This window comes from Dermatophilus congolensis (genome assembly GCF_900447215.1).
Lineage (GTDB): Bacteria > Actinomycetota > Actinomycetes > Actinomycetales > Dermatophilaceae > Dermatophilus > Dermatophilus congolensis_A.
The window spans coordinates 1981493-1996699 of record NZ_UFYA01000001.1 but is presented as its reverse complement, the minus strand read 5'-3'; the positions used below and the strand labels follow the sequence as shown (position 1 = coordinate 1996699).

At 58.0% G+C, this 15207-nt stretch carries 18 protein-coding genes; 4 read left to right on the top strand and 14 right to left on the bottom strand.

What is annotated here, in order from left to right:
• Positions 1-71 precede the first annotated feature (71 nt).
• The gene (locus tag DXZ77_RS08765; protein WP_220181624.1) at positions 72-1319 is read left to right on the top strand and encodes a TIGR04053 family radical SAM/SPASM domain-containing protein; all 1248 of its coding nucleotides are present in this window, start codon (positions 72-74) and stop codon (positions 1317-1319) included.
• A gap of 29 nt (positions 1320-1348) precedes the next feature.
• Here DXZ77_RS08765 and DXZ77_RS12220 read toward each other — a convergent pair whose 3' ends face one another.
• The gene (locus DXZ77_RS12220; protein WP_115031443.1) at positions 1349-1570 is read right to left on the bottom strand and encodes a hypothetical protein; all 222 of its coding nucleotides are present in this window, start codon (positions 1568-1570) and stop codon (positions 1349-1351) included.
• A 188-nt stretch (positions 1571-1758) separates the two neighbouring features.
• Between DXZ77_RS12220 and DXZ77_RS08755 the strand changes: the two genes are divergently transcribed.
• Positions 1759-2769 carry an NAD-dependent epimerase/dehydratase family protein gene (locus tag DXZ77_RS08755; RefSeq protein WP_181816086.1) on the top strand — a complete coding sequence of 337 codons (1011 nt, stop codon included), beginning with the start codon at positions 1759-1761 and terminating at the stop codon, positions 2767-2769.
• A 24-nt stretch (positions 2770-2793) separates the two neighbouring features.
• On the opposite strand, the gene DXZ77_RS08750 is transcribed toward DXZ77_RS08755, so the two are convergent.
• From DXZ77_RS08750 to DXZ77_RS08725, 6 genes are all read right to left on the bottom strand, one after another.
• Positions 2794-4056, bottom strand: a complete 1263-nt coding sequence (locus DXZ77_RS08750) for an AI-2E family transporter (RefSeq protein WP_115031441.1) — start codon at positions 4054-4056, stop codon at positions 2794-2796.
• Between the two features lie 242 nt (positions 4057-4298).
• Positions 4299-5081 carry a polysaccharide deacetylase family protein gene (locus tag DXZ77_RS08745; RefSeq protein ID WP_115031440.1) on the bottom strand — a complete coding sequence of 261 codons (783 nt, stop codon included), beginning with the start codon at positions 5079-5081 and terminating at the stop codon, positions 4299-4301.
• 100 nt (positions 5082-5181) lie between these two features.
• Positions 5182-5898: a Type 1 glutamine amidotransferase-like domain-containing protein gene (locus DXZ77_RS08740; protein ID WP_115031439.1), complete on the bottom strand. Its 717-nt coding sequence runs from the start codon at positions 5896-5898 to the stop codon at positions 5182-5184.
• Between the two features lie 112 nt (positions 5899-6010).
• Positions 6011-6286 (bottom strand): DUF4235 domain-containing protein, encoded by a 276-nt coding sequence (locus DXZ77_RS08735; RefSeq protein ID WP_051277295.1) that lies wholly within the window; start codon positions 6284-6286, stop codon positions 6011-6013.
• Between the two features lie 70 nt (positions 6287-6356).
• Complete coding sequence (locus DXZ77_RS08730; RefSeq protein ID WP_115031438.1) at positions 6357-7220, bottom strand: PhzF family phenazine biosynthesis protein; 864 nt, start codon at positions 7218-7220, stop codon at positions 6357-6359.
• Positions 7221-7519: 299 nt separating this feature from the next.
• Positions 7520-8344, bottom strand: a complete 825-nt coding sequence (locus DXZ77_RS08725; protein WP_147279246.1) for a CPBP family glutamic-type intramembrane protease — start codon at positions 8342-8344, stop codon at positions 7520-7522.
• Here DXZ77_RS08725 and DXZ77_RS08720 point away from each other — a divergent pair, their 5' ends adjacent.
• A complete protein-coding gene (locus DXZ77_RS08720; RefSeq protein ID WP_258553235.1) occupies positions 8345-9214 on the top strand; it encodes a CPBP family intramembrane glutamic endopeptidase in 870 nt (289 codons plus the stop codon).
• Between the two features lie 5 nt (positions 9215-9219).
• Here the strand turns inward: DXZ77_RS08720 and DXZ77_RS12215 are convergent, their stop codons facing one another.
• The 5 genes from DXZ77_RS12215 to DXZ77_RS08710 form a co-directional block, all read right to left on the bottom strand.
• Complete coding sequence (locus tag DXZ77_RS12215) at positions 9220-9498, bottom strand: DUF4921 family protein (protein ID WP_220181623.1); 279 nt, start codon at positions 9496-9498, stop codon at positions 9220-9222.
• Complete coding sequence (locus DXZ77_RS12210) at positions 9464-9718, bottom strand: DUF4921 family protein (protein ID WP_220181622.1); 255 nt, start codon at positions 9716-9718, stop codon at positions 9464-9466. Before DXZ77_RS12210 ends, DXZ77_RS12215 begins: the two co-directional genes overlap by 35 nt.
• Positions 9681-9914, bottom strand: coding sequence for a DUF4921 family protein (locus DXZ77_RS12205; RefSeq protein WP_220181621.1), 234 nt, complete (start codon positions 9912-9914; stop codon positions 9681-9683). The genes DXZ77_RS12210 and DXZ77_RS12205 overlap by 38 nt, the downstream gene beginning before the upstream one ends.
• Before the next feature lie 127 nt (positions 9915-10041).
• On the bottom strand, positions 10042-10224 hold the full coding sequence (locus DXZ77_RS12710; RefSeq protein ID WP_220181620.1) for a DUF4921 family protein: 183 nt from the start codon (positions 10222-10224) through the stop codon (positions 10042-10044).
• A gap of 59 nt (positions 10225-10283) precedes the next feature.
• Positions 10284-10676: a hypothetical protein gene (locus DXZ77_RS08710; RefSeq protein ID WP_028326859.1), complete on the bottom strand. Its 393-nt coding sequence runs from the start codon at positions 10674-10676 to the stop codon at positions 10284-10286.
• A gap of 193 nt (positions 10677-10869) precedes the next feature.
• On the opposite strand from DXZ77_RS08710, the gene DXZ77_RS08705 reads away from it, so the two are divergent.
• Positions 10870-12072 (top strand): MFS transporter, encoded by a 1203-nt coding sequence (locus tag DXZ77_RS08705; RefSeq protein ID WP_115031436.1) that lies wholly within the window; start codon positions 10870-10872, stop codon positions 12070-12072.
• Here the strand turns inward: DXZ77_RS08705 and DXZ77_RS11845 are convergent.
• Together DXZ77_RS11845 and DXZ77_RS11840 are read right to left on the bottom strand one after the other, a co-directional pair.
• On the bottom strand, positions 12069-14054 hold the full coding sequence (locus DXZ77_RS11845; protein ID WP_147279245.1) for a hypothetical protein: 1986 nt from the start codon (positions 14052-14054) through the stop codon (positions 12069-12071). The genes DXZ77_RS08705 and DXZ77_RS11845 overlap by 4 nt on opposite strands.
• On the bottom strand, positions 14051-15190 hold the full coding sequence (locus DXZ77_RS11840) for a glycoside hydrolase family 26 protein (protein ID WP_147279244.1): 1140 nt from the start codon (positions 15188-15190) through the stop codon (positions 14051-14053). The genes DXZ77_RS11845 and DXZ77_RS11840 overlap by 4 nt, the downstream gene beginning before the upstream one ends.
• Positions 15191-15207: the final 17 nt, after the last annotated feature.

The window sequence follows — 15207 nt, the reverse complement described above, 5'->3', positions numbered from 1 at the left end:
CAGCGGCGATGTTGTGTATCTCATATGTGTGACCGGCAGCGGCGGAGTAGGGGTGGTTTTAGCGTGGTTGCATGGTTGATGCATCTGCAGGTGTTTACTCGTCGGGCTGTTCTCAGCACAAGGGTGGGCATGGTCGTGGCGTTGCCGGTGGAGCGGGGGCCGGGCATCGGCGGATGCGTGGGGGGCATGCCCCGATGGACTTCGATAAGGCCCCTTTTGTGGTGATTTGGGAGACAACGCAATCGTGTGATCTTGCGTGTAAACATTGTCGTGCTCAAGCGCAGCCGTTACGTCATCCGGATGAGCTCACCACGGGTGAGGCTAAGACGATGATGAAACGGCTGCGTGAGTTTGGGCCGGTGGTGTTTGTGTTTTCTGGTGGGGACTGTATGAAGCGCCCGGACATTGTGGAGTTGGTGAAGTACGGCGCAGATCTGGGAATGAGGATGGCGGCTACTCCGGCAACGACTCCGTTGACGTCCAAGGAGAAGCTGCGTGAGTTGAAGGAAGCGGGGCTGGTCCGTCTGGCGGTGAGTTTGGATGGGTCGAATGCCGGGATTCATGACACATTCCGCCGGGTTGAGGGCTCTTTTGATCACGGGTTGCGTATTTTGCGGCAGGCCCGTGAGGTGGGGATGTCGACGCAGGTGAATACGGTTGTGCGGCGCGACAACATTAATGACATGCGGGCGATGGCGGAGTTGAATGCCCAGCTGGGAATCGTGTTTTGGGAAGTGTTTTTTCTGGTGCCGATGGGTAGAGCCAGGCCTGAGGATGTAGCAAGCGCAGCCGAGTTCGAGCGGGTTTTTGACCTTATGTACGAGATGAGTAAGGAGGTGCCGTATGATATCAAAGCGACAGCGGCTCCTCAATACAGTCGGGTAGTGGTTCAGCATAAGCGTGCGGAGAATGCGGCAGTCCCACGGGTGGCGAATGCGGGACCTATTCAGATTGATGTGTTGACTTCAGGGAAGCATCATTCGGATTCGGATGGTATAGGCCGAGCGCGTAACGTGAATGATGGGGATGGATTTTTATTTATCAGTCACACAGGGGATGTGTTTCCTAGTGGTTTTCTCCCGGTGAAGGCCGGGAGTATTCGTGACGCGGATGTCATTGATATTTATCAGCGTTCGGAGCTGTTTCGGGGGTTGCGTGATCGGAGCAAGCTTAAGGGCAAGTGTGGAGTGTGTAATTACAAAGGAATGTGTGGCGGCTCTCGTGCCCGTGCGTTCGCGGTGACAGGTGATCCGTTTGAGTCTGAGCCGTTTTGTGCCTATGTGCCCCCACGGTGGGAGAAGATGGTTGGGGATAGGTAGGTCGCCCATCCCCAGGTGTTTGACGTATTTTACAAGTGTTGTTGGTTAGTTTTATTCCTGTGTAGTTTGTAGGTTAAGAATGCGCCTGCTGTGAAAGAAGCGGCACCAAGGATGATCGCAGCGTACCCAATGAGGTGAATAATTTCGCCTTCTTGTGTCTGAATCATGTATTTGCTTGAAATCATAATGCATAGTCCGGAAATAATGAATGAAAAATATTCATATTTCTTTTTAAGGTCTTTTGGTGTCATTTTCCTATCTTTCTTCGTGGTTGCGTGTTGGTTGCTTTTTAGCAGAGTCTAATAAGGCTATGGGTAGAAAACTTCAGATGCGTAGTAAGTTTGACGGCTGTGTTTAAGTAGTCGTTCTTATGGCGACATGGATCGGTAGCTAAAGCAGGGTCCTCGGTTGAGAGGGGTCTGTGTGTCACGATTTGATCGTGAAAACTGCCGTTCTCGGAGGGAAAGGGCTGTTTGGCCACCGGTTGTGCGAATCTTTGGTCGCAGCCGGGCATGAGGTTGTCTCGGTGCGTCCTCGCAGGCAGGGCAGTGTGGCTTCACCGTATCGAGGAGTGACATATTCGGCAGTCGATGTCACCGATGACGAGGCTGTGATCACGCAGGTTTTGCACGGCGTGGATGCACTTGTTTACGGCGTGGGCGTTTCCGACGTGGGGCCGGTTGAAGGTGGGGATGCCGTTGAATGGGTGCGTGATGTGGTCGGACGCACGTTTCGAGCGGCTGCCGCAGCTGGGGTAGAGCAGGTAGTGGTAATCGGGTCGTACTTGGCTGCATGGGAGCGAGCGAACCCCGGTCTGGGGATTGCGGATCGTCACCCGTATGTGCGTGCTCGGATCGCTGAGGCGGATTTCGCCATCGAGGTAGGTACTGAGCTAGGTATGCGGGTGTGTGTGCTGGAGATTCCGTATGTATTTGGTGCTGGTTCGGGGGAGAGGCATCACTGGCGGGAGATTTTGTTAGATCGGCTGCGGGGGCCAGTGGTGTTGTTTCCCACTGGCGGCACATCGGTGATCACAACGCAGCAGTTGGTTGATGCGGTGATGAGTGCGCTCCAGCGGGGGGAACATGCGGCGCGCTATCCGCTCACTGATATGGATTTAACGTGGCGGGAAATGATTTCTGTAGTGATGGATGCGCTGGGCCAGCGCAGCCCCATTATGGGAGTGCCGCGGTGGGTTGCGCAGCCAATCTGTGTGCGAGTGATTCGTCGATTGCAGCGGCATGGCCAGCTGCGGGGGCTGAGTGCTGAGCATGTGCTCGACGATTTTCTGTGTAGTCACATTTATGTTGACGCGACCTGGAGTCGAGAGTTGTTGCGTTACCGCCCTGGAGGGGTGCCTCAAGCGATTAGGGATGAATCGTTGGATGCCTATGGGTTGCCGATTGAGTCGCCGCGGCCGGTGCCCCAGTTTGCGGGGCGCCGGCGTTAGCGAGATCTGCAAGGGGCGGTTGGGTTAGGCCTGTGTTGGGCTATCTGGGGTGTCCCGGTGGTGTGTGGAGCGCTGGGTGTTCTCGGCTTCTTCATCTCCGTTGGTTGCTGCGCGGGCTATGCGTTCGCCGGTGAAAGTGCCTCCGGGAACGCTTTGTACTCCGAGTTCGGGGAATTTGTCGTAACCCTTGAGGTACAGCACAACCACGTTTGTGAAGGCCATGGCTGGCACGGCGAATACGGCACCAACGATGCCGAAAAGGAATGAGCCGACTGCAACGCCGAGCAAGGTGGCTAGAGGGTGGATTGACACGGATCGGCTCATGAGTACGGGCTGGAGCACGTTTCCTTCGAGCTGCTGCACCGCCAAGACGACCAGCATCATGATGAGCGCCGGTATCGGACCCTGAGTGACCAGGGCCAGAAGTACGGCAAGAGCTCCGGATGCGAAAGCTCCAACCATGGGGATGAAGGAGGAAAGGAAGACGATGAGTCCTAGGGGGACAACCAGTGGCAGGTTGAGGAAGAACGCTCCGATGCAGATACCGACAGCATCGATAGCTGCGACGAGGATTTGGGTGCGTACGTAGGCTCCGACAGTGGTCCAGCCTCGGCGGGCGGCGTTGTGGACGTCAGTGCGTACGCCGCGGGGCATGAGGCGCACCAACCATCCCCAAATGTTGGGGCCGTCGCCGAGGAAAAAGAAAGTAACGATGAGGGCGATGACCAGTCCTGCGACCAGGCTGGTGGCTTGGCTGCCCACGGTTACTGCGCCGCTGGTGAGGGTGCTGGCGTTGGCTGAGAGCCATTCACGGGAGTGAGTGATGGCTTCGTTGATTTGGTCGCCACCGATTTGTAGAGGTCCGGTGGCTAGCCAGGTTTGGATTTGAGTCATGGCGCCGGAGACGCGATCGATAAGTTGGGCGACGCCGGTGATGAGTTGGCCGCCTGCAATGGCCAGTGTGCCGGTGATGAGGATGATGCCAAGGATGATGGCGATGGCTGCCCCGCCGTAGGTGGGGATGTGGGCATGGCGGTGCAGGCGGTTGACTAGGGGCTGTCCCAGGGCGGTGAACAGCAGCGCCACGGCTACCGGGAGAGTGACGGAGGAGGTGATCTGCACTCCGCGACCGACGAGGTAGAGCGCAGCGATGATGGCGATGAATCGCCACGCGATTTCTCCTGCAATGCGCAGTTCTTGGGAAATGTTTTTGTCGGCGTTGACCACGTGTACTACGGGTGGTTCTTCCGGAGGGTTTTCGGTGGGGGAGGGGCGGAAGAAAGGCATCAGAAGACCTCGCAGGGTACGCGTTGGTGTGTGAATTGTGATGTGTTGAATGGGCTCTCCGTCAAGAATGTGGGAGGGCAGCGCATGAACTTTGAGTGTGGCATAGGGGATGGTCGAATTCGGGTCTGCTCAGTGATAGGGCGTTTCGGTTGAATCTCTGGATACTCAGATAGAGCAGGGGTTTCTCTTACTTGAAGTAAGAGAAACCCCTGCTCTATCTGAGTAAATAAAATTGCGCGGGTTCAGCGGCACTGTGGAAGAGTTGCGAAAGTGTATCCGCGGCTCTTGAGAGTGCTGATGATTCCATCAAGTGCTCCGATGGATTGGGTGCGGTTTCCGCCTCCGTCATGCATGAGGATGATTGATCCTGGGGTGGTGAGTCGCAGTGCGGTAGAGCGGATATTTACTGTTCCGGGGCGCTGCCAGTCGCGAGTATCAACATCCCAGTTGATGACACTTTTATCTAGTTTGTTTGCTTGCGCGATGACGGTTTTGTTGATGAGGCCGCCTGGAGGGCGCATGCACGTAGTTTTTCCGAGAATGTCGTCGGTTTTCTGTAGTTGTTTACGTATTTCGGGTGTGCTGAGATGTGTGAGCCATGGGTGCGTGTAGGTGTGATTTCCGATGGCATGTCCAGCTGCGCGAACTTTAGCCACAGTCTCTGGGTATCGTGCGGCTTCTTCGCCGATCATGAAAAAGGTGGCAGGCACATTGTGACGAGAAAGAATTTCCAGTGCTTTCGTGGTGTAGGGGCTCGGGCCGTCATCGAGGGTGAGATAGACGATTTTGCGTTTTCCCTCAGGTGATTTTGTGACGGGGGTATGTGCTGGAGTTGGGTGGGGCCGACTTGGTGTGGGGGTTGAGGTAGGTGGCACTGTCACAGTGACGGTGGGGGAGGGGGTGGCCGTGGGGTGGCCGAAGAGTGTGCTGTTGCCTTCGGAAAACGCCCGATCCAGCGCAGGGATCGTCAATAAAGCCACCGCTGCCGATGACATAACCAGCAGGGAAAGCCGTGAATGTGACATGTGGCCACCTCCTCGATGCGCTCATCGGCACATCGTAGGAGCCACTTAAGAAGATTCTTTTTCCGAAAAAGTGTTGTCTCCGTAAGTTTTTCCCCTCCTTTTAGGAAGGGAGGGGATGCATTGTTTCGGCACTAATGCGAGCGCCGTTCTCTGCTGGCTCTACTCGATACACTCCGGCGCCGGTGCACTCAGCCCAGAACGACTGGACTTGGCCGTCTAAGTAGTGAATGCCTGCAGCATCGTCGACGGCGTATCCAGCCGGTAGGGCGGAGGTATCCACGAGCTGTTGGTACCGCGGTGCGCGGTCGGGTTCTGAGTTGTAGTGTGGGCAGAAGCTTCCAGGTAGCAGCCCCAGCCCGAAGGGCAGGGCGGAGATGCCGTTACCGAATCCGTCTGTGGCGCAAGCTTCGTAGAGTGCGGCTGCGCCAGCGGCGTTGCCCGCAATGACGATGTCGCGTCCCTGATCTTGGGTGTAGCTGCGTAGTTTGTCGCTTACTCCGTGCGCGGACCAGAGTGCCAATAGATTCACGGTGTTTCCGCCACCGATGATGAACACGTCTGCTTCGTCCATGCGCGCGATAGAGTCCGCTGCGCCTGTCCACAGCGTTAATACGCAAGTTCGTACGCCCAGCCCACTGTAGGCGTTGAAAAACTGTGAGATATACAGCCCATTATCGCCTGAGGCGGTAGGGACAAAGCACACGAGCGGGTTGGGTCTGTCAGTCAGGGACAGGATGAATCGGTCTGCTGCGCTGGCGCGGTGGTCTGCAGACATGGAGAAGCCTCCGCCACCTGTCACGACGATGTGAGTGCTCATATCAGCACCGTAGCTGCGCTATCTGGCTGTTTCGGCGAAGATGAGCCCCGATGTGGTGTGGCCCACCCCCAATATTGGGGGTGGGCCACACCACATCGGGGCCGGTAACGGTTTAGCTATTTTCCGCAGGCGCGCCGAGTGGCTTCTTCGAGTCGTTGTAGTAAGCGTGCAACTTACGGCTCGCTACGAGCTTGAATGTCGCCATAAACACAGCCGACAAAATCGCAAAACCCATCGCCTCCGCGAAGGAAGTTTCTTCCGGGTCATCAGGATTTTCCGGTGGTTCGCCGACGACACCGCGCCACACCAAACCCACCAGCTTGTTCGCGACGGCGCCAGCAGCGAGCGCAACGCCCGTACCGACTAGGTCGAAGATTTTCTCGTTCATACCTCTCCTCAGGATGACACCGAACCGACGACTTTCCGTCAGCAATTACATTGCGGTAGGACGTGATCGGTCAGATGTGGAACGTTCCGCGCGACACCTCGAGAGTGCGTCCACCCACGAAGATATCGCCAGATTCATCAACCGTAAGGTCGACGTGGCTGCCACGACCCAATGGGCGGCCTTGGCGAATGTGTCGACTGATTGGGCCGCGCCCCTGAGAAGCGAACCAGGCGCCGAGGTTAGCTGCACCGGAGCCGGTTGCGGCTACCTCCAAGACACCGCCACGAGGGCCGTAGAACATACGTGAGTGGATGACCTCGTCTTCGTCGCTCTCAGCCCATACGTACACCGACGGGACCGTGTTGAGCAGCATCGCGTACGAGTGCAGTAGTCGTGCGTCCAGGCGAGTTTCCCGAACATCGTCAATCGTGCGAACAGGCAAAATGATTCCGCCGGTGCCGCTGGTTGAGGAGACGGTGGCCGGGGCCGCCGCAATGGCATCTAGCGATAAACCAACCAGAGAAGCAAGGATCTGCGGTGAGGCTTTCAGCTCGCGGGTTTGGCGCTGGCTGCCTTGGAACATCCATTTGTTTTCGCTGTCGGCGACGTGCTGGACGTGGTAGTTGCCGTACTGTGCCTCGTGCAGCGTCACGTCTCCGGTGCTGCCCATCATGTCCCGCACCACGTGAGCCGTGGCCAGCGATGCGCTACCAGCGAAACCCTTCTTCTGGTGAGGAGAGAAGAAACGTACTTGTGCGTTTGCGGGATCATCGTTGGGAAAGATGAACACCGCTTCTTGGTTCAGCTCTTGCGAGAGCGCCTGCATCTGATAGGTCGAGAGTTCAGAACCATCCTCGAAGATGGCTACAGCATTGCCCGAAAAAGGATCGTCACCGTCCGTAAAGACGTTGACGAGGCGGTAGGTGATCTCCATTCCGTCAGCGTAGCCGTCACGTGGGTTGAGGTGAGGCGACCTGCCAGGACTTGTTGGAAACGTTCGGCGTGTCGCCTCATCTGCTAGAGGAGGAAGGCATCCGGTGGCTTGGGGTTCCATTGACTTGCTGAGGGTTTAGGTCATCACACACATGCAAAGTTTCCGGACGCAACTTCCAGGACCGAATCGATGCTCACAGGGAACAAGTGCCTCAATCGGATCGATAGAACCGGATATGAGCACATCTTCAAAGTTCAAAGAGAAATCTCTTACTCCAAGAACCTCCCCAAAAAGCATTCCTAGTCAGATTCCGGAAAAAATAGACCTAAAGCGCTTACCCCAAAAATATCAGCTAACACATGAGCAAACATAAGAGGGTACAAATCACGTTTATCTTCTCGGGTATATATGCCATAGAAAGCTGGCCCTAATACCATGCTGAAAAAAGCAGAAACAAAAAAACCTTGATATGTGTGGATAGACCCCCGCAGTGCTAGCGAAGAAAAAAACACAGGACGCCGGAACTCCGGCTCCACCGCCGCGCACATACCGAGGAAAAAGAACTCCTCATAAAAACCATTCAGCACCGAATACAGCAACAAAGACCCATCGATATGACCGAACTGGGCCCGCCACCAAGACACCTCATTTCCCTGCGCACCCACCACAGCGTCTTCCGAAATGCTCTCCTCCTGCGCAAACACATCTGAGTAAAGCCAAGACAGCACGTCATAAACAAGCCCAACAGCCACAAACATCCCTACACCAAGCGCAGACCCCCGCACCGTCGGGCGCAAACTCCACCCCCCAGAACCAACCCCACGAACCCCCAGATACCCCGCCCCCGCCACCAAAAGAGCAGCCTGCTGCACAAGCGCTGCAATGTTCTCTTGCGGCCCAAAATCCACTCCATCATCAAAGACAGAAACCCCGCTATCAGCCGATTCGCGCCGAGACGCAACAAACGCAACCGTCGACGAATACACAGGTAACCCAAACAACACCACCCCCACCACAGCTACATCCCACCACCGCAGCGACCTAACCTCACCAGAAACACGTCGCTGCGAAAACCGGCGCCACCGCCTCAAAACCGCGCGCCCAGCAGCAACTAGCCTAGACAAGTGCACACCCCCAACCCTCTGCCTGAACGACCCTACATCGGACTACCCGCATCACACCTACCCAGTAAAACCCTCCGCACCGAAATGTGTCTCGTCCTCGGAGTCAGCATCGGCGCCTCCGCCCTACGCGCCATCCTTGCTATCACCGACCGACTCACCCGTGACATCGCCCTCTCCGCCCAAACCAGCACACTCAACACCCCCATCACCCCCGACCGCCCCTGGCTCGACCTCGCCTACCAGCTGCTGCGCATCATCCTGCTCATCATTCCTGCACTCCTAGCCCTGCACCTCATGCGCCGCGACGACACCACCACCGACCACCGCATCGGATGGCACCTGCACACCCCAGCAAATGACCTCGCACTCGGAACAGTCCTGGCCACCTGCATTGGTATCCCCGGACTCGGCCTCTACCTCGGCGCTAAAGCACTCAACATCAACACCACCGTCTCCGCCGCCAGCCTCGGCGACCACTGGTGGAGCACCCCCATTCTCATTCTCGCCTCTCTCGCCAACGCCATCTGCGAAGAGATTATCCTCATCGGATACCTCTTCACCCGATGGGAACAAGCCCGCAACGCCGACCGCCTCGCCAAAGGAAAAATCCCACCCACCCCATCCAACGAGTGGATCCCCGCCACCCGCGCGGTCCTGCCTATCCTCCTCCTGTCCGCACTCCTGCGCGGTACCTACCACCTCTACCAAGGATTCGGCGGATTCATCGGCAATATCTGTATGGGACTGATTCTCGGCACCGTCTACGCACGCACCCACCGCGTCCTACCCATCGTCATCGCCCACGCCCTCATCGACATCGTGGCCTTCATCGGATACACGCTTCTCGCCGGCCATATCGCCTGGATATAAGCACCTCACACATACCGCAACGTCCCCGCCCAACACTCCTGCCCCACCGCCACCCCATCAGCCAACCCACCTGAAGCACGCAACTGAACCAACCCCGCAACTACCCGATCGCGCACACCCCACGGATCGATCGTGTTCACATAAATTTTCGTCCCACCCTCAAACCCAGCCACATTGCTAATACGCCACTTCACCACCACCCGCCACGGCATCGGCACCCCCAACCCCGGCAGACGATAATGCCACTCCTCATTCACCGGCACATCCACCCCGCCTGGCCGCATACCCCACACCCCACGTCCAAAACGCATCCGGAGCCCCCGCAACCGGAATCCGCTCATACAGATCCACCACCCCACGCACCGTCAACTCCATAAAAGCCGCATGCTCCTGTGCAGACAACGTCCCAGACCCAGCCAGCACACCCTTACCAGCATTCGTCACATGACGCCGCCCAATCACCACCTCATAGCCACCAGCAAAAATCCGTAGCCGCCTGCGCAAAAGCCTCCCGCTCACCCTCAGCAGGAACCCCATCTACCGAACACCCCATCGCCGCAGCCTTAGCCCGCAACACCGCCACCACATGCTCCCGCCCCGCCGAATCCGCTAAATACGCATCCCGCCGAGCCAATACCTCACCCGAAGCATCTAACCCATGGTTGTCCCGCCAATACGGCCAATCCAAAATCGCAAACAAATCGGCACCCGCCGAAACTCCGCACTCTGCTCAGCCACCTCACCAGCACTCAGCCCCTCACGAAAACCCACTGTCCCCTTCCCACACCACCCGCTCCCGCTCCGGCGGAGTCGACAACCGCTGCCCCTCACAAAACGCACACAATGACCGTGCCTGAGAAGCCGAAACTACCCCCCACCGACGCCGCCCCCGAACCCACCGGACGCAACGCCCTGCCCGGAACCGTCCACACCTGCGTCCCACTAAACGGATTCACCTGCTTCACAGTCCCATCCGCCAAACAACGCACAGGCTCAACAGGACCATCCATCCGCGATAACGAAGAGGCACCTATCAACTCAGACTAAAAGGGCGCCCACCCCACACCCCTCACCCCACCAAACCGCGCTTAACCAACCAATTCACTGCACGCTCATACGCCTTACCCGCATACGGATTACGAAACGCTACTCGACCAGCGTTCTCACGCTCAATACGCACCGACGCGTCCCGCAAATACGTCGCCGTCACTGGCGCATCCCGCTCCAAATCACCACGACGCCGATCCAACGCCAACTGCTGAGCAAACTGACTTTTCGGATCCTCACGATCAGCAGCCTCACCCGTAGCCGCTCGCAATAACTCCACATCATCAGCAGTCAAATACCGAAAATCATTCAACACTGAATAACGGCGCGTAGGCCGCGCCAACCTCGCATCAGTTTCAGCCCGACGCGGCTGATGCTTAGTCGAACGAGCAGTGGACGAATACGTGGTGCGCATAGTAAGGCTCCGGTCTGTACGGACGGTTCGGCGCAAACACCGAGAGGGGAATATCAGTACGGACTTCCTGTCCTTCACCCCACATCGGCCACCACCACCCAAAAGTGAAACCTTTTACCCACAACGCATACTCACCCACCAACACGCCCCAACCACCCAACCCAACCACCCGCCCCACGTCATACTTGCCACGATGCCCACAACCCGCACCCCCATACCCCGCGAAATCTGGATCCTCGTCAGCGCAGCCTTCTGCGTCTCCATCGGCTTTGGACTCGTCGCGCCCGTACTGCCCCAATACGCCGCCAGCTTCAACGTCGGCGTCCAAGCAGCCAGCGCCATCATCAGCGCATTCGCTTTCGCCCGCTTCGCAGCCGCCCCAGCCAGCGGTGCCCTCGTCGACAAACTCGGCGAACGACGCATCTACATGAGTGGCCTACTCATCGTCGCTCTATCCACCGGAGCATGCGCCCTAGCCACCAACTACACCCAACTGCTGACCTACCGCACCCTCGGCGGAATCGGCTCAGCCATGTTCGTCGTATCCTCCTCCGCCCTCATGGTGCGCCTATCCCCAGCCAACATCCGCGGACGCTGCTCCTCTGCCCTCGGCGCAGCCTTCCTCATCGGAAACATAGCCGGCCCCATCGTCGGTGGCCTCACCGCTGAAGCCGGATACCGCATCCCCTTCATCGTGTACGCAACAATGCTCCTCACCGCCACCGCCGTCGTCGCTACTTTCCTCACCGAACCAGCACCAACCACCACCGGCCCCCACACCAATCGCCCCACTATCACCACCGGCCAAGCCCTCCACCACCCCGCCTACCGCGCAGTTCTCCTGACCGCCTTCAGCCATGGCTGGGCCAACTTCGGCGTACGCGTCGCACTCATCCCCCTCTACGCAGCAGCCATGCCCACCCTCGGAATCCGCTGGGCAGGCATCGCACTGACCGCCTTCGCCATCGGCAACGCCCTCGCCTTGACCACCGCAGGTAACGCAACCGATCGCTACGGACGACGCCCTTTCATCATCATCGGACTCATCACAAACGGTGCTGCCACTGCAGCTCTCGCCCTCTCCGAAGCCCTACCCCTCTTCCTAACCGCCTCATTCATCGCAGGCCTAGGAGCAGGCCTCATCCACCCAGCCCAACAAGCAGCCATAGCCGACATCATCGGCCCCAACCGCAACGGCGGAAAAGTTCTCTCCAGCTTCCAGATGATGATGGACGCAGGAACAATCCTGGGGCCAGTCATCACAGGATGGACCGTCACGCTCACCACCAGCCCCCAACAGGGCTACTGCCTGGCTTTCACCACTACTGGCATCCTCACCAGCCTGGCCGCCCTGGCCTGGCTACCCGTCAAAGAAACCCGCACACCACAGCACTAACCCTTGCGCAGCAACACCACCACCCCCTGCTGCCCCTCTGCCAAAGCTTGACCCCCATCACGCGAACGCGCTGGACCAGCCACACGCACCGCCAACACCGAATCTGACTCCGCCTCCGGCACATCAGCCCCAGAAGGCAACGCCGTAACACCCTGCCCAGGACCAGCAACTGAAGCACGCCCCGCACTCACCCCATACACATGCCTATCCGTCACATGACTAGAACGCCACTGCCCCAAATCAGAGACCGAACCCCCCGCAGCATCCACAAGCGCACGCCCATACACGCCCCACGTCCGTGCCGGAGAACCAATCAGCCTCTCCTCCTTACCCGTCTTCGGCGGAGCAACTCCCCGAAAAGCCACCTGCAACTGCGGCCCCGTATCGCTATGCACAACCAACTCCGCACGACGATTCCCAAAAGCCGGATACTCCAACACAACCGACTCACCCACATAGCCCACCACCCGCGGCCGAACATCCTTAGGCAACGCATCTGGCGTAGCACTTTCAAACGGACGCACCGCACCTGCAGGAACCCCTGAACGCAAACGCCACCAGCCTTGCGACGACACCGCAGTCACACTCCGGTCATCCCGCGCTGCCAGCGCATATGCACCCGCAGGAACCGCCACCTGCAACAACCCCTCCTCCCCAAGCACCGAAACCGTCGAACTGCCCGTTCCCACCAAAGGAGAAGCGCCCAAATAGGAAACCTGCGCGCCCTCCGGCAAATCCACCGCAGCTACTGCAGAACCATCCGCCAACGACCACGCCACTAACCGATTCCCTACATGAATCGCCAATGAATCCACTGACCGGATCCGTGTTCTCGACAAATGACCACGCACCTGAGCTGGGACAATCTTTTGTTCCCAACGAGAACGCCCCGTGGCAGCATCGACCAACGCCACCGTGCCATCAGACTTCACGTACCCCAGAGAATCCCCTACAGAAACCACCGGCCCCGCTGCTGAAGTCAAAGGCCCCGTCGACCACGAACCTTCAACTGTGCTTCCAGGAGGCGCCGAAACCACCGGCGCCGGTGAGCTGCTTCCATCACCAGCCCCCCGCACAACCGGACTCACCAAAACCCCAGCTACCGCCAGCGCGCACACACCACCAGCAGCACCTAATGCCAACCGATGACTGACACGCCCCCATGAACAGCGACGTAACCCAACAGCTTTAACATCCTCGATGTACATCGGGCGCTCAAGGTCTGCATTTATCTCATCGTGATCCAGCACACCTACCGAGGATTTCGGCGCCGATATCGCCGCAGTTTCTCCACCCGCAGCCGAAACTGCCTGACCCGTCACAAGTAACGAGTCAGCTGCAGTAGCAAGACCAGCCGAAAAAGAACCCCCAGTCGGTGTGCCAGGTGGTATCAGCCTCGCGACCTTAATCTCAGACTCAGGTTCCTGCGACCAAGAAGCCTCATCTTCTACCAACAGCTCCTCAGCCTCGGCTTCAGCGCCACCAATTTCCACACCGTCCATCGAAACCACAACAGAGGGGGCAATTAAATGAGCTGCGAACTCATCTTCTAATTGACGCTGCAAAGAGGAATCCCCAGAAGAGTCCTGCAGATCCAATTCCGCTACGGATGCACCTACTCCACCCGGAAACGGAATCACGCCATCGGGAAGCGCCTGCTCCTGCCCAGCATCCGACTGTGCCGGAACAAACAACCTGCCATCGCCATACACCACAACAAAGCGAGACAAATCATCCCCGACCAGGGTCGCTTTCAGCCCCGTATATGGGTGACCATCGTCATCAATACCAGCGAAAACCGGCACCATTGCAGCGATCTGTCTAACTGCCGCATCTAAAACATCTTCACCGTTGTGAGGCACGACAACGTGACCATCGACGAGCGCAACCTCAGTGCCATCACTGTCCACATCGAAAGTCACCTGCACGATCGGTTCAGGCGCGACTTCCGGGTGCCGCCTGGCGAATTCATCGCTCCTCATCGAAACAACGCCCGGTAAGCCTGTGCAGCACGACCACCGGCCGCCTTGCTGCCTTCGGTGTATAGGTCGTAGACCAAAGCATTCTTCTGGGCTACTCGCCACAGCCAATCGTGCATGTTTTGCACGTATGGAGCGTTATTTGATGAGGCATCTGATCCTGGCACTGGCCCCCACGCAGACACAGCAATTTTCGCTCCACGGCGCTGCGCGAAAGTCACCCACCAGTTGAGTCCGCGATCCCCGTTTACAGCCTTGGACCAGTTGCCACCGGTATCCAGAGCATCCAGGGCCACAATGTCGACCACTCCGTCACCTGGCCACGCAGCAACCGCGTCGTAAGGACCATCGGTGCCGTGCGTTACCGTCCACTGCATAGTGGCGCGGGGAAGTGCACCTTTAACTGCTTCTGCCACCTGGCGATAACACGATGCGTACGCCTGCGGATTCATTTCTTTTGTAGGTGCGCTGATATCAAGAATGGGGTTATCGATATGCGCTTTCTGTAGTGCCTGCGCGAAAGATTCCCACATTTTGCGGTACTCACCTTTGCCGCAAGCGGTTAAAGAACCGTGACTATCAGGCAACGCCGGTAAAGAAAGCACGGTGTGTTTCGCGCCACGAGGTGCTGCAGCCGCAGCCTGGGGCAGGTCGCTCCACTTACCAAAAGAGATACTCATGCTAGCTACGTCAGGGGCCATCGCGCTCTGTTTGGCCACTGTGGCAGCGTGGGCTACCTCTTCAGGGTTGTCCGCGATGGGAGCAACTCCCCGCGCCCATGAAGGACGCGAAGTACTAGAAGCGATGATGGGATATGCATTTGTCGTTGTGGTCGCAGATTTTTGTTGAGTAGTTGCCGAGGCGGCAGAGCGTTGAGGTGAGGGTGTTGGAGTGCTCCCTGCAGCGCGGAATGGTCCCGCCATCTCTTGGCTGCCGCTGTTGTTTTCGTGGCGATGACCTGAGGGTCCTGCGGCTGGGGCAACCGCCATCAATGGTGCAGGGCTGGCAGTGTCGGTGGAAGTGACCTGCTCAGCAGGTACGTGGGTTTCTTCTTCTGCCGGGGTGAAAGGTTCTTCAGGCTGCTGCCCTTCTTGCTCCTGTGCTGCGGCTTCAGCACTCTTCCAGAAAGGCCGAGACATTGCAGGCTCAGAAACCT

What these genes read in the sequence shown, in the direction of transcription:
- DXZ77_RS08765 (WP_220181624.1), top strand. Translation starts at nt 72, where the DNA reads ATGGTTGATGCATCTGCAGGTGTTTACTCGTCGGGCTGTTCTCAGCAC.
- DXZ77_RS12220 (WP_115031443.1), bottom strand. Translation starts at nt 1,570, where the DNA reads ATGACACCAAAAGACCTTAAAAAGAAATATGAATATTTTTCATTCATT.
- DXZ77_RS08750 (WP_115031441.1), bottom strand. Translation starts at nt 4,056, where the DNA reads ATGCCTTTCTTCCGCCCCTCCCCCACCGAAAACCCTCCGGAAGAACCA.
- DXZ77_RS08745 (WP_115031440.1), bottom strand. Translation starts at nt 5,081, where the DNA reads ATGTCACATTCACGGCTTTCCCTGCTGGTTATGTCATCGGCAGCGGTG.
- DXZ77_RS08740 (WP_115031439.1), bottom strand. Translation starts at nt 5,898, where the DNA reads ATGAGCACTCACATCGTCGTGACAGGTGGCGGAGGCTTCTCCATGTCT.
- DXZ77_RS08735 (WP_051277295.1), bottom strand. Translation starts at nt 6,286, where the DNA reads ATGAACGAGAAAATCTTCGACCTAGTCGGTACGGGCGTTGCGCTCGCT.
- DXZ77_RS08730 (WP_115031438.1), bottom strand. Translation starts at nt 7,220, where the DNA reads ATGGAGATCACCTACCGCCTCGTCAACGTCTTTACGGACGGTGACGAT.
- DXZ77_RS12215 (WP_220181623.1), bottom strand. Translation starts at nt 9,498, where the DNA reads ATGCGGCCAGGCGGGGTGGATGTGCCGGTGAATGAGGAGTGGCATTAT.
- DXZ77_RS12710 (WP_220181620.1), bottom strand. Translation starts at nt 10,224, where the DNA reads ATGGATGGTCCTGTTGAGCCTGTGCGTTGTTTGGCGGATGGGACTGTG.
- DXZ77_RS08710 (WP_028326859.1), bottom strand. Translation starts at nt 10,676, where the DNA reads ATGCGCACCACGTATTCGTCCACTGCTCGTTCGACTAAGCATCAGCCG.
- DXZ77_RS08705 (WP_115031436.1), top strand. Translation starts at nt 10,870, where the DNA reads ATGCCCACAACCCGCACCCCCATACCCCGCGAAATCTGGATCCTCGTC.
- DXZ77_RS11845 (WP_147279245.1), bottom strand. Translation starts at nt 14,054, where the DNA reads ATGAGGAGCGATGAATTCGCCAGGCGGCACCCGGAAGTCGCGCCTGAA.
- DXZ77_RS11840 (WP_147279244.1), bottom strand. Translation starts at nt 15,190, where the DNA reads ATGTCTCGGCCTTTCTGGAAGAGTGCTGAAGCCGCAGCACAGGAGCAA.